The following is a 16,645-nucleotide window of genomic DNA, read 5'->3' as shown; positions in this document are numbered from 1 at the left end:
GCTAGGCCTCGGCGCGTGTTTCGGTGAGCCGGTACAGGTTTGGCTCGGCGAGCTCGTCGAGCAGCGCGGCGAGGTGATCGACGAGTTCGCCGGGTTCGAGCCGGACATCACCGGCCAGCCAGGCGCTGATGGTCTGCCCGACCCCGCCGACCACGAAGTGCGCGGCGGCCTTGATGCGAGCGTTTGCCGGTACCCGCAGCGCGTTGCCGACGTGCTGGCCGGACAACATCGCGAACAGGGCGCTGGACTCGGCGCGTTTGCGCACCACCACGGGATCGGCCAGTTGCATGCTGAACAGCAGGCGGCCCACGCGGGCGTCGTCGGTGATGGTCCGCACGATGTTGGCGATGCCCGCGCGGGTCTGCTCGTCGGCCGGCACCGTGGCGACCGCGGCCTGCGTGGTGGCGGCCAGCTCGGCGACCACCCAGTCGAAAACGCAGGAGACGAATTCGTCCTTGTCGGTGAAGCTCTCGTAGAAGTACCGGGCCGCCAGCCCGGCGCGGCGGCACACGCCGCGGACGGTGACCGCCGAGATGTCCGGCCGCTGATCGCCGAGCAGGTCAAGGCCCGCGGCCAGTAGCCGGTTGCGGCGGCCGGCCAGGCGCTCGGCGGCCTCGACCCCGCGATACGGCCGCGTGCTGGACGTCTCGCTCATGCGGACCATCTTGACACTAACGTCGCCGCGCGACAATATCAGGAAACAAGCGTTCGCACATTAGCGGCCGCGTTGCGGGAGGATTCTGACGAATGGCGATTCAGCAGCCGGTGCAGGCACCGATCGGGCACGTCGAGCGCGGGGCCACCGATCCGCCGCGTCCCCAGCGGCGCAGGCGCGGGCGGGCGCTGGGCATCGACGAGGGTCTGATGGGCGTCGCCCTGCTGGCCGGCCCGGCGAACGTGATCATGCAACTGGCGCAGCCCGGCGTCGGCTATGGCGTCATGGAGAGCCGCGTCGAAAGCGGCCGGGTCGACCTGCACCCGTTCAAGCGGGCCCGCACCACGTTCACCTACCTGGCGGTGGCGACCAACGGCAGCGACGCCCAGAAGGCCGCCTTCCGCCGGGCGGTGAACAAGGCGCATGCGCAGGTTTACTCGACACCGGAAAGCCCGGTGTCCTACAACGCCTTCGATCCCGCGCTGCAGCTCTGGGTGGGGGCGTGTCTGTACAAGGGCGGGCTGGACATCTACCGGATGTTCATCGGTGAGCTCGACGGCGAGGACGCCGAGCGCCACTACCGCGAGGGGATGACGCTGGCCACGACGTTGCAGGTGCCACCGAAGATGTGGCCGGCCGACAGGGCGGCGTTCGACCGTTACTGGGAAGAGTCGCTGGCCAAGGTGCACATCGACGACGCCGTGCGGGAGTACCTGTACCCGATCGCCGCCAACCGCATTCGGGGCGTGAAGCTGCCCGGCCCCGTCCAGCGCCTCTCCGAGGGCTTCGCGCTGATGATCACGACGGGCTTCCTGCCGCAACGGTTCCGCGACGAGATGCGCCTGCCGTGGGACGCGACCAAGCAGCGGCGCTTCGACCGGCTGATCGCCGTGTTGGCCACGGTGAACCGGTATCTGCCGCGGTTCATCCGGCAGTTCCCGTTCAACGTCTTGCTGCACGACCTGGATCGCAGGATCAAGAAGGGGCGACCGCTGGTGTAGCGGCCCGCGGCGGGGCCACCCGCCAAGTTGATAACGACAATCATATTCATTAAGCTCTCCCCGGTCTGGTAAACCCTCCAGCCCGAGGAGTACCTATGACGGCGCCGATCTTCATGGCCTCGCCGCCCGAAGTGCATTCCGCGCTGCTCAGCAGCGGCCCCGGACCCGCGCCGCTGCTGGCGGCCGCCGGCGCGTGGTCCGAGCTGAGCACCGAATACGCTTCCGCGGCAGAACAATTGAGCACCGTGCTGGCGGGGGCTCAGGCGGGGGCGTGGGAGGGGCCCAGCGCGGAGTCCTATGTGGCCGCGCACGCCCCCTATCTGGCCTGGCTGACGAAATCCAGCGCCGACAGCGCCGCCGCCGCGACGCAGCACGAGGCGGCCGCGACCGCCTACACCGCGGCCCTGGCGGCCATGCCGACGCTGCCGGAACTCGCCACCAACCACGTTGTCCACGGGGCGCTGGTGGCGACGAATTTCTTTGGCATCAACACGGTTCCGATCGCGGTCAACGAGGCCGACTACGCGCGGATGTGGACCCAGGCGGCCACCACGATGTCCACCTACCAGGCCGTGTCCACCGCGGCCGTCGCCGCCACACCGCAGGCCGATCCTGCGCCGCCGATCGTGAAATCCGATGCCTCCGGCGATGATTCGGGCGACGTCGACCATGACCCCAAGATCGACAATCCGTTCAATGACTTCATCGCGAACATCCTGAAGAACTTGGGCATCAACTGGGACCCGTCCGAGGGCACGGTCAACGGCCTGCCCTACGACGCCTACACGAACGCCGGGCAACCCATCTTCTGGGTGGTGCGCGCCCTGGAACTGCTCGAGGATTTCGAGCAGTTCGGCTACTACCTGGTGCACAACCCGGCGTTGGCCTTCCAGTACCTGGTGCAACTCATCCTGTTCGACTGGCCGACGCACATCCTCGAGATTTTCATCAGCCAGCCCGAGTTGTTGGCCCCCGCACTGCTGCTCGCGGCCGCCCCCCTCGGCGCCGTCGGTGGCTTCGCCGGGCTGGCCGGTCTGGCCGCCATACCGCAGCCCGCGGTCGTCCCGGCGGCGGTCGCGGCACCGCCGCCGGCGCCGACGCCCAGCATCCCGCCCGCCATTGCCATGGCCCCCACCCCCGTCGCGCCGGCCGCGGCTCCCGCCTCGGCCCCGGCGCCGGCGCCCGCCCCCACGGCGACCACGGTGGCCACCGCCCCTGCGGCGCCGGCACCGGCGCCGGCGGCAGCGGGGCTCTTCCCTCCCTACGTCATCGGCCCTCCGGGCATGGGGACGGGCTCGGGGATGAGCTCGAGCGCCAGCTCGAGCGCCAAAAGGAAAGCGCCGGAACCGGATAGCGCCGCCGCCGCGGCCGCCGCGGCCGCACGCACGCGCAAAACGGCGCGGGCCCGCCGGCGCCGGCGCGCGGCGGATCGCGGCTATGGCGACGAGTTCATGGACATGAACGTCGACGTCGATCCCGATTGGGCCGGGCCGCCCCCGGGGCACGAGGCGTCGGCGTCCGATCGGGGTGCCGGCGCACTGGGATTCGCGGGAACCGCGGAGCGTGAGGCGGTCGCCGCGGCAGCCCGGCTGACCAGGCTGGCCGGGCACGAATTCGGCGGCGGCCCAACGGCACCGATGATGCCGGGCACGTGGGGCACCGACGAGGCGCCCGGCCAGGACGGCTAGCCGAGGGGAGCGGTACGTTCGGGTCAGTTGCGTCCACGCGAGTCACGCGACCAACGCTGATGCCGATCGAGTTGCCTTGGGACGGGGATGTTTTCCCACTCCCCGCGCACCAGCCAGTCGCGCAGCGCCGCGGCCGCATCGCTGTCGGCGATGGGGCCTATCCACTGGGCCGGGCCGCTGGCCACTCGATCGTTCGTGCAGGGCTGGACCAGGGCCATGACGCCCCCACCGCTCGGCCGAGAGGCACAGGTGAGCGGTCCGAGCATGCAGGCGGCCGAGATCAACATGGAATGCGGGCAGCGCCGGATGGCGGGACGCAATTCGTCGATGACCGACAGTCGATCGTCGACGGCGCATGTGGCACAGACGATTACGGTGAACGGGCGGTCGGTGCCGCGGTGTGGGGACGTCAACGCGCCGTGTGCCGTCCGGGGTAGGGCAGTAGCGCCATTTCGCGGGCGTTTTTGACGGCCGTCGCGACCTGTCGTTGTTGTTGGATGGACAGGCCGGTCACCTGGCGGGAACGGATCTTGCCGCGTTCGGAGATGAACACCCGCAGCGTCGCGGTGTCCTTGTAGTCCACGACGGGAACCCCGAGGCTCTCGAGCAGATTCCTCTTGGGCGAGCGGCCGCCCGTCGGGGTGGCCCGGCGCGCGACTTTGGCCATGGTCAGCGCTCCTCGCGAAAGTCGACGTGGCGGCGGATGACGGGGTCGTATTTGCGCAACACCACGCGGTCGGGATCGTTGCGCCGGTTCTTGCGGGTGATGTAGGTGTAGCCGGTTCCCGCCGTGGAGCGCAGTTTGACCAGGATGCGAATCCCGTTGCGCGCCATCAGATTCGCTGTCCTTGGCGGCGTAACCGCGCGACGACGGCCTCGATCCCGTCGCGGTCGATGACTTTGATGCCCTTGGCGCTGACCCGAAGACGAATTCGGCGGTTCTCCGACGGCAGGTAGTACGTCTTGCGCTGGATGTTGGGGTCGAAGCGCCGAGCGGTTCGGCGATGGGAATGCGACACCGCGTTACCGAAACCCGGCCGCCGGCCGGTCACCTGGCAATGGGCGGACACCGTGCACCTCCTGATTCGCTTATTGAAAATCATTTTCGACAAGGTTCAGCACGGACGGTACCGTAGGAACGGCCTAGATGAAAACGATTATCAATAAGGAGGACGATGCGGACGCCCGTCATCCTCGTCGCCGGCCAGCAGGGCACCGACTCGGTCACCGGGGCGCTGCTGCGCACCCCGGGAACGCTGGTCGTGGAGCACCGATTCGACGGTCACGTGGTGCGCCGCACGACGGCGACGCTGTCCGACGGCGTCCTGACCAGCACCGAGAACGGACTGGAACTCGCGCACGGCTGCGTCTCGTGCACCATCCGCAACGACCTGTTGGTGCTGCTGCGCCAGCTGCACCGCCGCGCCGACGTCGACCGGATCGTGGTGCACCTGGCGCCCTGGCTGGAACCCGAACCAATCTGCTTGGCCATCAAGCACGTTCGGGTGCGCGTCGCGCCGGGGTACGTCGACGGGCCCGCGGCCCTGGACGTGGCGATCGCCGCGGTGGTGACCTGCGTCGATTCGGCGGCCTGGCTGGGCCAGGCACTGGGGGAGGACGAGCTCGAAGACGGGCGCACTCGGGCCCAGGCGGTGATCGGGCAGGCCGAGTTCGCCGATGTCGTCGTGCTCGACCACGCCAACCCGTTCGTGGCGGCCGTGCTGCGCCGCCTGTGTCCGCGCGCACACGTTCGCGTCGGGGCGGTCGGCATCGAGGACGCGCTGAACAATCTGTACCGCGACGCGCGCCGCGGCCGCAGCGACGACCCGCACGGTCCGCTGCTGGCCGGACAACCGCCGCTGGAGTCGCGCGGGCCGATCAGCCTGGTGGAGTTCAATGCCCGCCGCCCCTTCCATCCGCAGCGCCTGCACGCCTGCCTGGACCTGTTGCTCGACGGCGTGATCAGGACCCGGGGGCGGCTCTGGCTGGCCAGCAACCCCGACCGCGCGATGTGGCTGGAATCGGCGGGCGCGGGGCTGCGGGTCAGCTCGGCCGGCAAGTGGCTGGCGGCGATGAACGGACCGCAGCGCGACGGCGTCGACGCGGAGCGACGCGCGCTGGCCGCCCTCGGCTGGGACGACCGGCACGGCGACCGGCATACCGCGATGGTCATCCTCGCGTGCGGTGCCAGCACCGACGAGATTCTCGACGCGCTGCACGGCGCGCTGCTCACCGAGGAGGAGATGCGGCACCAGTGCGACTGGATCGCCTACGACGACCCGTTCGGCGACTGGCACGAGGATCCGTGCGCGGAATTGACCGAAGCCGCCGACAACGCGGCGCGGCACACCCAGCAAGGCACGGACCCGTCCTGAAGCCCGGCGTTCATCCCGCCGTCGTCGAGGTCACCGCGGACCCGCACCCGTTCCGGGCCGGGCGGCCGCCGCGGCGTCGACCGCGCCGGACAAGGGCAGATATTCCACCGCCGCTACGGCCGCCGGTAGCCGACGCCACGCCGACGCGCGCCACTACCGTTGCGCGCCAGCGGAAAAGGACCGCGTCGCGGCGGCGTACTGTGGGCTGAGTGCGAAGCGAAGGCGATACCTGGGACATCACCACGAGCGTGGGCTCGACCGCGTTGTTCGTGGCAACGGCGCGGGCGTTGGAGGCGCAAAAGCCCGACCCGCTGGCCGTGGATCCGTACGCGGAGATCTTCTGCCGCGCCGTCGGCGGCAACGCCGCCGACGTCCTCGACGGCAAGGATCCCGACCATCAGCTGAAGACCGCCGACTTCGGCGAAAACTTCGTCAACTTCCAGGGCGCCCGCACCCGGTACTTCGACAACTACTTCCGGCGCGCCGCCGACGCGGGCGTGCGACAGGTGGTCGTCCTGGCGGCCGGCCTGGACTCGCGCGCCTACCGCCTGGACTGGCCGGCCGCGACCACGATCTTCGAGCTCGACCAGCCGCAGGTGCTCGACTTCAAGCGTGAGGTGCTGGCCGGCGTCGGCGCCCAGCCGCGCGCCGAGCGCCGCGAGATCGCCATCGATCTGCGCGAGGACTGGCCGCAGGCCCTGCGCGACAGCGGCTTCGACCCGGCCAAACCGTCGGCGTGGATCGCCGAGGGCCTACTGATCTATCTCCCGGCGAGCGCTCAGGAGCAGCTGTTCACTGGTATCGACGGGCTCGCGAGCCACGGCAGCCACGTCGCCGTGGAGGACGGCGCCCCGATGAAGCCCGAGGACTTCGAGACCGCCGTCGCGGAAGAACGGGCCGCCACCGCCCAGGGCGATCAGCGCGTGTTCTTCCAGCTGGTCTACAACGAGCAGTGCGCGCCCGCCACCGAATGGTTCGGCAACCGAGGCTGGACCGCGGTCGGGACACCGTTGGCCGATTACCTTCGCGAGGTCGGCCGCCCGGTGCCCGGACCGGAGACCGAAGCCGGCCCGATGATCGCGCGTAACACCTTGGTGAGCGCCGTCCGGGCCTAGCCGCCGAAACGAAGACCGGTCGCGAACGACGATTCGCGGCCGGTCTTTTTTGTTGGCCCTCACGACGGCCCGGTGAGTTCGCCCGGAGGCGCGATCGACGGCGGAACTTTTCCGGTTCGCCAGCCGACTAGTGGCTGCGTGATCGTCCCACCGGCCGCGCGGTCGAGGCGATCGACGAGCACCACCCGATCGTCGAGGAGTCGTCGCCATGACCACGCCGGTGCGGACGGCGTCGTCCCTGATCCGCTCGGCGGGGCCGGCGGGCGCCGAGCTTGCGGGCCGGGATTGATAATGAAAATGATTTTCAGTAAGGTGAGGCCTTGCTGTGAGGCCGCACGACGTGCGGCTGTGAGTATGCCGAAAATGCGGCTAAACCCTCTCCGGAACGCCCCCATCGGCGGTAGAAGAAGGGCAGTGCAGTGGTGAGTCGGACAGGCCCAAACGCCTCGACAGTTAGCTTATGCAATGCTAACTTCAGGCGGGTCAGGTTAGGGGAGACTACATACATGAAAAGACGCGGCCGTGGAACACGGTGACACCGGCATGCTCACAGTTCAGCCCGTCAATCCGCGGGTCGACACGCGCGTTGACGGCGACGTCGTCAGCCGGTTCGCCACGTGCTGCCGCGCGCTGGGCATCGTCGTCTACCAGCGCCAGCGGCCGGCCGACCTGGCCGCGGCCCGCTCGGGTTTCACCGCGCTGACGCGCATCGCCCACGACCAATGCGACGCGTGGACGGGGCTGGCGGCCGCCGGGGATGCGTCGCTGCGAGTGCTCGAGGCGGTGTCGCGCACCGCGGCCACCGCGGGCGTGCTGCAGCGCCAGGTCGATCTGGCGCCCGACTCGCTGGGCTTCCGCTACGACACCGGACTGTATCTACAGTTTCGCGCCACCACTCCCGACGACTTCCACCTCGCCTACGCGGCCTCGCTCGCCACGGCGGGACGGTTTGCTGACGCCGACGCCATCGTCGCCGGCCTGAGCGCCGAGCGCCCGAACTGGCGCGAGGCCCGCTGGGTGTCCATCGTCATCAACTACCGCGCCGAGCGCTGGTCGGACGTCGTCAAGCTGCTGACCCCGATCGTCAACGACACGGATCTCGACGAGGCGTTCTCGCACGCGGCCAAAATCGCCCTCGGCACCGCGCTGGCCCGGCTGGGCATGTTCGCCCCGGCGCTGTCCTATCTGGAGGAGCCCGACGGACCGGTCGCGGTGGCGGCCGTCGATGGCGCGCTGGCCAAAGCGCTGGTGCTGCGCGCGCACGTCGACGAGGACTCGGCGAGCGAAGTGCTGCAGGACCTGTACGCGGCCCACCCCGAGAACGAACAGGTCGAACAGGCCCTGACCGACACCAGTTTCGGCATCGTGACCACGACGGCGGCCCGCATCGAGGCCCGCATCGATCCGTGGAACCCCGAAACCGAGCCCAGCGCCGAGGATTTCGTCGATCCCGCCGCCCACGAACGCAAGGCCGTGCTGCTGCACGAGGCCGAACGCCAGCTCGCCGAATTCATCGGCCTCGAAGAGGTCAAGAACCAGGTGTCGCGGCTGAAGAGCTCGGTCGCCATGGAGCTGGTCCGCAAGCAGCGCGGACTCGCGGTCGCGCAGCGCGCCCACCACCTGGTCTTCGCCGGCCCACCCGGAACCGGTAAGACCACCATCGCCCGCGTGGTCGCCAAAATCTATTGCGGCCTCGGGCTTTTGAAGCGGGAGAACATCCGCGAGGTGCACCGCGCCGACCTCATCGGCCAGCACATCGGCGAGACCGAGGCCAAGACCAACGCGATCATCGACAGCGCGCTCGACGGCGTGCTGTTCCTCGACGAGGCCTACGCACTGGTCGCCACCGGCGCCAAGAACGACTTCGGGCTGGTGGCCATCGACACCCTGCTGGCGCGGATGGAGAACGACCGCGACCGCCTGGTGGTCATCATCGCCGGGTACCGCGCCGACCTGGACAAATTCCTGGACACCAACGAGGGCCTGCGTTCCCGGTTCACCCGCAACATCGACTTCCCTTCCTACGCACCGTCGGAACTCGTCGAGATCGCGAACAAGATGGCCGAGCAGCGCGACAGCATCTTCGAAAAGGCCGCGCTCGACCACATGGAGGAGCTGTTCACGAACTTGGCGACCGACTCGACCCCCGACGCCAACGGAATCTCACGACGCAACTTGGACATCGCCGGTAACGGTCGATTCGTCCGAAACATCGTCGAACGCTCCGAAGAAGAACGAGAGTTCCGGCTCGACCATTCGGAACACGCCGGAACCGGCGAATTCAGTGACGAGGAATTGATGACGATCACCGACGACGACGTCGCAAGGTCGGTTGAGCCGCTGCTGCGCGGCCTCGGGCTGTCGGTGCCGGCATGACGTCCAACCATCAACCCGACGAACGCCGTTCGTTCACCTCTCGCACCCCGGTCAACGACAACCCCGACCAGGTCGAGTACCGCCGCGGCTTCGTCACCCGGCACCAGGTCAGCGGCTGGCGATTCGTGATGCGCCGGATCGCCTCCGGTATTGCGTTGCACGACACCAGGATGCTCGTCGACCCCCTGCGCACCCAGTCGCGCGCGGTGGCGATGGGCGCCGTCCTTCTGATCACCGGCCTGGCCGGTTGCTTCGTGTTCTCGCTCATCCGGCCCAGCGGGACGGCGGGCACCAACGCCGTGCTCGCCGACCGGTCAACCGCCGCGCTGTATGTCCGTGTCGGTGAGGACCTGCATCCGGTGCTCAACCTGACCTCGGCGCGGCTGATCACGGGCCGGCCGGTGGACCCCACCATGGTGAAAAGCAGTGAGCTGGACCGGTTTCCGCGCGGCAACCTGATCGGCATCCCCGGCGCGCCGGAACGGATGGTGCAAAACCCGTCGGCCGACGCGAACTGGACGGTGTGCGACGCGGTCAGCGAGCCCGGCGGGCACGCCGCCCACAGCACCGGCGTCACGGTGATCGCGGGCCGGCCCGACAGCAGCGGCGCCCGCGCCGCCACGCTCGCGCCGCGCCAGGCACTGCTCGCCGAGCGCGACGGCACCACCTGGTTGCTGTGGGAGGGCAAGCGCAGTCAAATCAACCTGACCGACCATGCGATCACCAACGCACTTGGCTTGGGACAGGGCAACTCTGACATCCCCGCGCCCCGCCCCATCGCCCTGGGCCTGTTCAACGCGATACCCGAGGCGCCGTCGTTGACCGCGCCCGGCATCCCGAACGCCGGTGCGCCGGCGCCCTTTACCACCACCGCACCGATCGGCGCGGTGGTGGTGTCCTACACCCTGGATCAGAGCTCCTCGGGTGCGCCGCGCTACTACGCGGTGCTGCCCGACGGCCTGCAGCAGATCTCGCCGGTGCTCGCCGCGATCCTGCGCAACACGAATTCCTATGGGCTGGACCAACCCCCGCGGCTGGGCGCCGATGCGGTGGCCAAGCTGCCGGTGTCGCGGATGCTGGACACCACGCGGTACCCGGACCAGCAGGTGGGCCTGGTGGACGCCGCCAAATCGCCGGTCTCGTGCGCGTATTGGAGCAAGCCCGCCGGTGCCGCCAGCAGCTCGGTGAACCTGCTGTCCGGCTCGGCCCTGCCGGTGGCCGAATCGATACGCACCGTCGACCTGGTGGGCGGCGGCGCGCCGACCACCGCCGCCCGCGTCGCCCTGGCGCCGGGATACGGATACTTCACCCAGACCGTCGGCGGCGGGCCGAACTCGCCGGGCGCCGGGTCGCTGTTCTGGGTCTCTGACACCGGTGTCCGCTACGGCATCGACAACGAGGCGGAGCACCCGGCCGCCGGGCAGGGCAAAACCGTTGAGGCCCTTGGCCTTACCGGGCCGCCGGTCCCCATTCCGTGGTCGATGTTGTCGCTGTTCGCGAGCGGCCCGACGTTATCGCGCGCCGACGCGCTGCTGGCACACGACGGGCTGACGCCCGACCAGAAGCCCGGCCGCGTCACCGCTGCTGCTAGGGAAGCCGAGGGAGCCCCCCGATGAGCCGACTGATCTTCGAAGCGCGCCGCCGGCTGGCGCCGCCGGTGACCCGCAAGGGCACCATCGCCATCGAGGCGCCGCCCGAGTTGCCCCGGGTGATTCCGCCGTCGTTCCTGCGCCGGGCGATGCCGTACGTGCTGGTGATCCTGATCGTCGGCATGATCGTCGCCCTGTTCGCGACCGGGATGCGGTTGATCTCCCCGCAGACCCTGTTCTTCCCGTTCGTGCTGTTGCTCGCCGCGACGGCGATGTACCGCGGCAACGACAACAAGACGCGCACCGAGGAGGTCGACGCCGAGCGCGCCGACTACCTGCGCTACCTGTCTGTGGTCCGGGACAACATCCGTACCCAGGCCGCCGCGCAGCGCGCCGCCGCGCAGTGGTCCCACCCGGAACCCGCGGCGCTGGCCGCCGTGCCCGGAACGCGCCGTCAGTGGGAGCGCGACCCGCACGATCCCGACTTCCTGGCGCTGCGGGCCGGGCGGCACCACGTGCCCCTGGCGACCGCGCTGCGGGTCAACGACACCGCGGACGAGATCGACCTGGAGCCGGTGTCGCACAGCGCATTACGCAGCCTGCTCGAGACCCACCGCACGGTGCGTGACGTGCCGACCGGAATCGACCTGGCCAAGGTCTCGAGGATCACCGTGCTCGGCCCCGAAGACCAGGCGCGCTCGGCGATGCGGGCCTGGGTCGCTCAGGCGGTCACCTGGCACGACCCGACGGTGCTCGGGGTCGCGCTGGTCACTCCCGATCTCGAGGGAGCGGACTGGTCGTGGCTGAAGTGGCTGCCGCACATCGACATTCCCGGTGAGCTCGACGGCGTCGGGCCGGCCCGCTTCATGGCCACCAACGCCGACGAACTGGTCGTCAAGCTGGGGTCCGCGCTCGTCGACCGCCCGGCGTTCACCGGCGAACCCGCCGACGCGCTGCGGCACCTGCTGATCGTCGTCGACGACCCGGACTACGACCTGAACGCCTCGACCCTGGCGATGGGCCGGGCGGGTGTCACCGTGGTGCACCGCGGCGCCACCGCCCCGCACCGCGAGCAGTATTCGGACCCGGAGAAGCCGATCCTGCGCATCAGCGGCGGCGGCCGAGGCTGCTCCCTCGAGCGCTGGCAGACCGGCGGCTGGCAGCCCTACATCGACGACGCCGACCAGCTGGGCGCCGACGAGGCCGCCCACCTGGCGCGCCAGCTGTCGCGGTGGGACTCCAACCCGTCCCACACGGGGTTGCGCTCGGCGGCCACCCGCGGCGCCACGTTCACCACGATGCTGGGCATCCCGGACGCGTCGCAACTGGATGTGCCGACGCTGTGGGCGCCCCGGCGCCGCGAGGACGAGCTGCGCGTCCCGATCGGGGTCACCGCCACCGGTGAGCCGCTGATGTTCGACCTCAAGGACGAGGCCGAGGGCGGGATGGGCCCGCACGGTCTGATGATCGGTATGACGGGGTCGGGTAAGTCCCAGACCCTGATGTCGATCCTGTTGTCGCTGTTGACGACTCACTCGGCGGACCGGTTGATCGTCATCTACGCCGACTTCAAGGGTGAGGCCGGGGCCGACAGCTTCCGCCATTTCCCGCAGGTTGTCGCGGTGATCTCCAACATGGCCGAAAAGAAGTCGCTGGCCGACCGGTTCGCCGACACGCTGCGCGGCGAGGTGGCCCGCCGGGAGACGCTGCTGCGTGAGGCCGGCCGCCGGGTGCAGGGCAGCGCCTTCAACTCGGTGGTCGAGTACGAGAACGCCATCGCGGCGGGGCACGACCTGGCGCCGATCCCGACGCTGTTCGTGGTGGCCGACGAGTTCACGTTGATGCTGGCGGACCACCCGGAGTACGCGGAGCTGTTCGATTACGTTGCCCGCAAAGGCCGTTCGTTCCGCATCCACATCCTGTTCGCGTCGCAGACGCTGGATGTCGGAAAGATCAAGGACATCGACAAGAACACCTCCTACCGCATCGGGTTGAAGGTGGCCAGCCCCAGCGTGTCCCGCCAGATCATCGGCGTGGAGGACGCCTATCACATCGAATCCGGCAAGGAGCACAAGGGCGTGGGCTTCTTGGTGCCCGCGCCGGGCGCGACCCCGATCAAGTTCCGCAGCACCTATGTCGACGGCATCTACGATCCGCCGCAGAAGGCCAAATCGCTGGTGGTGCCGTCCATCCCGGAGCCCAAGGTGTTCACCGCCGGGCGGGTCGAGCCCGATCAGGACACCGTGATCACCAGCCCCGACGAGGTCGAACTGACCGGGCCGCCGCGCAAGCTCATCGCCACCATCGGCGACCAGCTGGCCGGTTACGGTCCGCGCGCGCCGAAGTTGTGGCTGCCGCCGCTGGACGAGCCGATCCCGGTGACCGCGATGCTGGCCCGGGCCGGCGTGCCGCCGCGGCAGTGGCGGTGGCCGCTGGGCGAGATCGACAAGCCGTTCGAGATGCGCCGCGACCCACTGATATTCGATGCCGCGTCGTCGGCCGGAAACATGGTCATCCACGGTGGCCCCAAGTCGGGGAAGTCGACTGCGCTGCAGACGTTCATGTTGTCGGCGGCCAGCCTGCACTCGCCGCGCGAGGTCACGTTCTACTGCCTGGACTACGGCGGCGGCAAGCTGCGCGCGCTGGAGGGCCTGGCGCACGTCGGCAGCGTCGCCTCGGCCCTGGAGCCCGAACGGATCCGGCGCACCTTCGGGGAGCTCGAGCAGCTGCTGTTGTCGCGGCAGCGCCGCGAGGCGTTCCGGGACTCCCGCGGTGGGGTCCCCGACGACGGGTTCGGCGAGGTGTTCCTGCTCATCGACAACCTCTACGCGTTCGGCCGTGACAACACCGACCAGTTCAACACGCGAAACCCGTTGCTGGCCAAGGTCACCGAGCTGGTCAACATCGGGCTGGCGTACGGCATCCACGTCGTCGTCACCACGCCCAGCTGGCTGGAGGTGCCGCTGTCGATGCGGGACGGCCTCGGGTTGCGGCTCGAGCTCAAGCTGCACGATCCGCGGGACAGCAATGTGCGGGTCGTCGGCGCCCTGCGCCGGCCCGCCGAGGCGGTGCCGCACGACCAGCCGGGCCGCGGATTGACCATGGCCGCAGAACATTTCCTGTTCGCCGCCCCGGAGCTGGACCAGGTCGCCGCCATCAACGACCGCTACCCGGGCATGGCGGCGCCGCCGGTGCGGCTGCTGCCCACCAATCTCGCCCCGGATGCCGTCGGGTCGCTCTACCGCGGGACGGAACAGGTGGTCATCGGCCAGCGCGAGGAGGATCTCGCGCCGGTGGTGGTCGACTTCGCCGACAACCCGCTGCTGATGGTGTTCGGTGACAGCAAGTCGGGGAAGACGACGCTGCTGCGCCACCTCATTCGCACGGTCCGCGAACACTCGACGCCGGATCAGGTGGCCTTCACGGTGCTGGATCGGCGGTTGCACCTCGTCGACGAACCGTTGTTCGCCGACAACGAGTACACCGCCAACATCGACCGCATCATCCCGGCGATGTTGGGGCTGGCCAACCTCATCGAGTCGCGCCGGCCACCGGCCGGCATGTCACCGGCCGAACTGTCGCGGTGGACGTTTGCGGGCCAGACCCACTACCTGATCATCGACGACGTGGACCAGATACCGGATTCGCCGGCGATGAGTGGCCCCTACGTCGGGCAGCGCCCGTGGAGTCCGCTGCTCGGGTTGCTCTCGCAGGCAGCCGATTTGGGGATCCGGGTGATCGTCACCGCGCGGGCCACCGGGTCGGGGCACGCGTTGATGACGAACCCGCTGCTGCGCCGCTTCAACGACCTGCAGGCGACCACGTTGATGCTCGCGGGCAACCCGCAAGACAGCGGCAAGATCCGCGGTCAACGGTTCGGCCGGTTGCCGGCCGGACGGGCGATCCTGTTGGGCGACAGCGACGGTCCGACGTACGTGCAATTGATCAACCCCTTGATCGGGGAAACCGTAATGGCAAGTGAAGCGCAACGGGAGGAGTAGAGATGACGCTGCGAGTGGTTCCCGAAGGTCTGGCCGCCACCAGCGCCGCGGTGGAGGCGCTGACGGCACGGCTGGCGGCGGCGCACGCGGCGGCGGCCCCGGCGATCACGGCGGTGGTGCCGCCGGCGGTCGATCCGGTGTCGCTGCAGACGGCTGTGGGGTTCAGCGCTCAGGGCCAGGAGCACTCGGCCATGGCGGCCCAGGGCGTCGAAGAGCTGGGCCGCGCCGGGCTCGGCGTCGGGGAGGCCGGCGCGAGCTATCTCGCGGGCGACACCGCGGCCGCTGCGACGTTCGGGATCGCGGGCGCCTGACGATGACCGCCCCCTTCGGCCCCATCTGGATGGCGTCGCCACCAGAGGTGCATTCGGCGTTGCTGAGCGCCGGTCCGGGACCGGGGCCGCTGTTGGCGGCCGCCGGTGCGTGGACCTCGCTCAGCGCCCAATACGCCACGGCGGCCGGCGAACTCAGTGCCTTGTTGGGGGAGGCACAGGCGGGGGCGTGGGAAGGGCCGAGCGCCGAGCAGTATGTGGCGGCCCACCTGCCGTACCTGGCATGGCTGCAGCAGGCCAGCGCCGACAGCGCTGGCGCCGCGGCGCAACAGGAGGTCGCGGCGACGGCGTACACGGCCGCGTTGGCGGCCATGCCGACGCTGGCCGAGCTCGCCACCAACCACGCCGTCCACGGGGTGCTGGTGGGGACGAATTTCTTTGGCATCAACACGATTCCGATTGCGGTCAACGAGGCCGACTACGCGCGGATGTGGGTCCAGGCGGCCACCACCATGGGCACCTACCAGGCCGTCTCGGGCTCGGCGCTGGCCGCGGCACCGCGCACCATGGCCGCGCCGACCATCGTCAATCCCGGGAGCGAGACCAACAACCTCACGTCCAACGCCGCGCAGAACACCGGCGACTGGTGGCAGAACTTCATCCAGCAGTTGTCGAAGTTCCTGCAGGATTTTTTCCAGAACATCCAGCAGATGCTGCAGGACTTCTTCTCGAACCTGCCGGCGTTCCTGGCGGCCAACGGACCGCTGCTGTTCTTCGTCGCCTACCAGGTGTTCTTCAACGCCGTCGGCTGGCCGACCTGGGGCGCGATCCTGACCGCGCCGTTCCTGATTCCGCTCCTGCTGGGCATCGGCCTCAGTTCCTTGTTCGCCACGCCCGCCGAGGCCGCACCGGAGGCGGCGGCCCCGGCCGCCGTGGCCCCCGTGCTGGCATCGAACAAGCCGTCCATGCTGCCGGCGGTCGCCCTGGCGCCGACGGTGGCGACTCCCGCCGCGACCCCGGCCACGACGGTCGCGGCCGGCACCGGCGCGCCCGCCGCCCCGGCGCCGGCGGCGCCGGCCGGAAGCTTCGCCTACGTGGTCGCCTACGGCGCTGACCCGGAAACCGGCGTCGGTCCCACCCTGGGCGGCCGCGGCGGGGCCAAGGCGCCCGCGGCGACGATCCCGGCGGCCGGCGCGGCGGCAGCGGCGCGCGCCGAGGCGCGAGCGCGGCGCCGGCGGCGGGCCGCACTGCACGACCACGCCGACGAATTCGCGGATATGGAATCCGATTTCGGTGTGCCGCCGGACTACGGCGACGAGGAGGAGCTGGCCGCGGCCATCGCGTCCGCGCAGGGGGCCGGGGCGCTCGGATTCGCCGGAACCAAGCAGCGACACAAGGCGTTTCAGGCGGCGGGACTGACCAAGCTGGCCGACGACGACTTCGGCGGCGGCCCACGGATGCCAATGGTGCCCGGCACGTGGGGACAGGAAGCCGTCAACGGAACGGGCCCAACCGAGCCGGGGAAGGGGGGATAAGGCAGTAAGCCACATCCGGGTGAATTACTCCAAACCCCAAC

At 69.7% G+C, this 16,645-nt stretch carries 14 protein-coding genes; 9 read left to right on the top strand and 5 right to left on the bottom strand.

The window, feature by feature from the left end; all coding sequences use genetic code 11:
• Nucleotide 1: 1 nt before the first annotated feature.
• A complete protein-coding gene (locus AC0KS4_RS22930; RefSeq protein WP_225329380.1) occupies nt 2–664 on the bottom strand; it encodes a TetR/AcrR family transcriptional regulator in 663 nt (220 codons plus the stop codon).
• An 83-nt stretch (nt 665–747) separates the two neighbouring features.
• Here AC0KS4_RS22930 and AC0KS4_RS22925 point away from each other — a divergent pair, with 83 nt between their 5' ends.
• Together AC0KS4_RS22925 and AC0KS4_RS22920 are read left to right on the top strand one after the other, a co-directional pair.
• Nucleotides 748–1,656: an oxygenase MpaB family protein gene (locus AC0KS4_RS22925; RefSeq protein WP_225329381.1), complete on the top strand. Its 909-nt coding sequence runs from the start codon at nt 748–750 to the stop codon at nt 1,654–1,656.
• Between the two features lie 95 nt (nt 1,657–1,751).
• On the top strand, nt 1,752–3,344 hold the full coding sequence (locus AC0KS4_RS22920; protein WP_238957041.1) for a PPE family protein: 1,593 nt from the start codon (nt 1,752–1,754) through the stop codon (nt 3,342–3,344).
• A 23-nt stretch (nt 3,345–3,367) separates the two neighbouring features.
• Here AC0KS4_RS22920 and AC0KS4_RS22915 read toward each other — a convergent pair whose 3' ends face one another.
• The 4 genes from AC0KS4_RS22915 to rpmB are packed head-to-tail and all read right to left on the bottom strand — an operon-like array spanning nt 3,368 to nt 4,414.
• The gene (locus tag AC0KS4_RS22915) at nt 3,368–3,757 is read right to left on the bottom strand and encodes a hypothetical protein (RefSeq protein WP_238957040.1); all 390 of its coding nucleotides are present in this window, start codon (nt 3,755–3,757) and stop codon (nt 3,368–3,370) included.
• On the bottom strand, nt 3,754–4,011 hold the full coding sequence (gene rpsR / locus AC0KS4_RS22910; RefSeq protein WP_225330446.1) for a 30S ribosomal protein S18: 258 nt from the start codon (nt 4,009–4,011) through the stop codon (nt 3,754–3,756). Before rpsR ends, AC0KS4_RS22915 begins: the two co-directional genes overlap by 4 nt.
• Before the next feature lie 2 nt (nt 4,012–4,013).
• Nucleotides 4,014–4,178: a 50S ribosomal protein L33 gene (gene rpmG / locus AC0KS4_RS22905; protein ID WP_225330447.1), complete on the bottom strand. Its 165-nt coding sequence runs from the start codon at nt 4,176–4,178 to the stop codon at nt 4,014–4,016.
• Entirely contained in the window at nt 4,178–4,414 is a 237-nt protein-coding gene (gene rpmB, locus AC0KS4_RS22900) for a 50S ribosomal protein L28 (protein ID WP_225330448.1), read from the bottom strand. Before rpmB ends, rpmG begins: the two co-directional genes overlap by 1 nt.
• 105 nt (nt 4,415–4,519) lie before the next feature.
• Here rpmB and mrf point away from each other — a divergent pair, with 105 nt between their 5' ends.
• From mrf to AC0KS4_RS22865, 7 genes are all read left to right on the top strand, one after another.
• Nucleotides 4,520–5,719: a ribosome hibernation factor-recruiting GTPase MRF gene (gene mrf / locus AC0KS4_RS22895; protein ID WP_238957039.1), complete on the top strand. Its 1,200-nt coding sequence runs from the start codon at nt 4,520–4,522 to the stop codon at nt 5,717–5,719.
• A gap of 209 nt (nt 5,720–5,928) precedes the next feature.
• Nucleotides 5,929–6,834: a class I SAM-dependent methyltransferase gene (locus AC0KS4_RS22890; protein WP_225330449.1), complete on the top strand. Its 906-nt coding sequence runs from the start codon at nt 5,929–5,931 to the stop codon at nt 6,832–6,834.
• Nucleotides 6,835–7,356: 522 nt separating this feature from the next.
• A complete protein-coding gene (gene eccA3, locus AC0KS4_RS22885; protein WP_238957038.1) occupies nt 7,357–9,210 on the top strand; it encodes a type VII secretion system ESX-3 AAA family ATPase EccA3 in 1,854 nt (617 codons plus the stop codon).
• Complete coding sequence (gene eccB / locus AC0KS4_RS22880; RefSeq protein ID WP_225330451.1) at nt 9,207–10,826, top strand: type VII secretion protein EccB; 1,620 nt, start codon at nt 9,207–9,209, stop codon at nt 10,824–10,826. Before eccA3 ends, eccB begins: the two co-directional genes overlap by 4 nt.
• The gene (eccCa, locus tag AC0KS4_RS22875) at nt 10,823–14,800 is read left to right on the top strand and encodes a type VII secretion protein EccCa (RefSeq protein WP_238957037.1); all 3,978 of its coding nucleotides are present in this window, start codon (nt 10,823–10,825) and stop codon (nt 14,798–14,800) included. Before eccB ends, eccCa begins: the two co-directional genes overlap by 4 nt.
• A gap of 2 nt (nt 14,801–14,802) precedes the next feature.
• Nucleotides 14,803–15,111 carry a PE family protein gene (locus tag AC0KS4_RS22870; RefSeq protein WP_067165003.1) on the top strand — a complete coding sequence of 103 codons (309 nt, stop codon included), beginning with the start codon at nt 14,803–14,805 and terminating at the stop codon, nt 15,109–15,111.
• A 2-nt stretch (nt 15,112–15,113) separates the two neighbouring features.
• The gene (locus AC0KS4_RS22865) at nt 15,114–16,604 is read left to right on the top strand and encodes a PPE family protein (protein ID WP_238957036.1); all 1,491 of its coding nucleotides are present in this window, start codon (nt 15,114–15,116) and stop codon (nt 16,602–16,604) included.
• The last annotated feature ends 41 nt before the right edge of the window (nt 16,605–16,645 follow it).

Source organism: Mycobacterium sp. NTMscope_MAC_12, from assembly GCF_976985675.1.
Note: the sequence above shows the minus strand (reverse complement) of the source record. Positions and strands in the feature narration are given on the sequence as shown.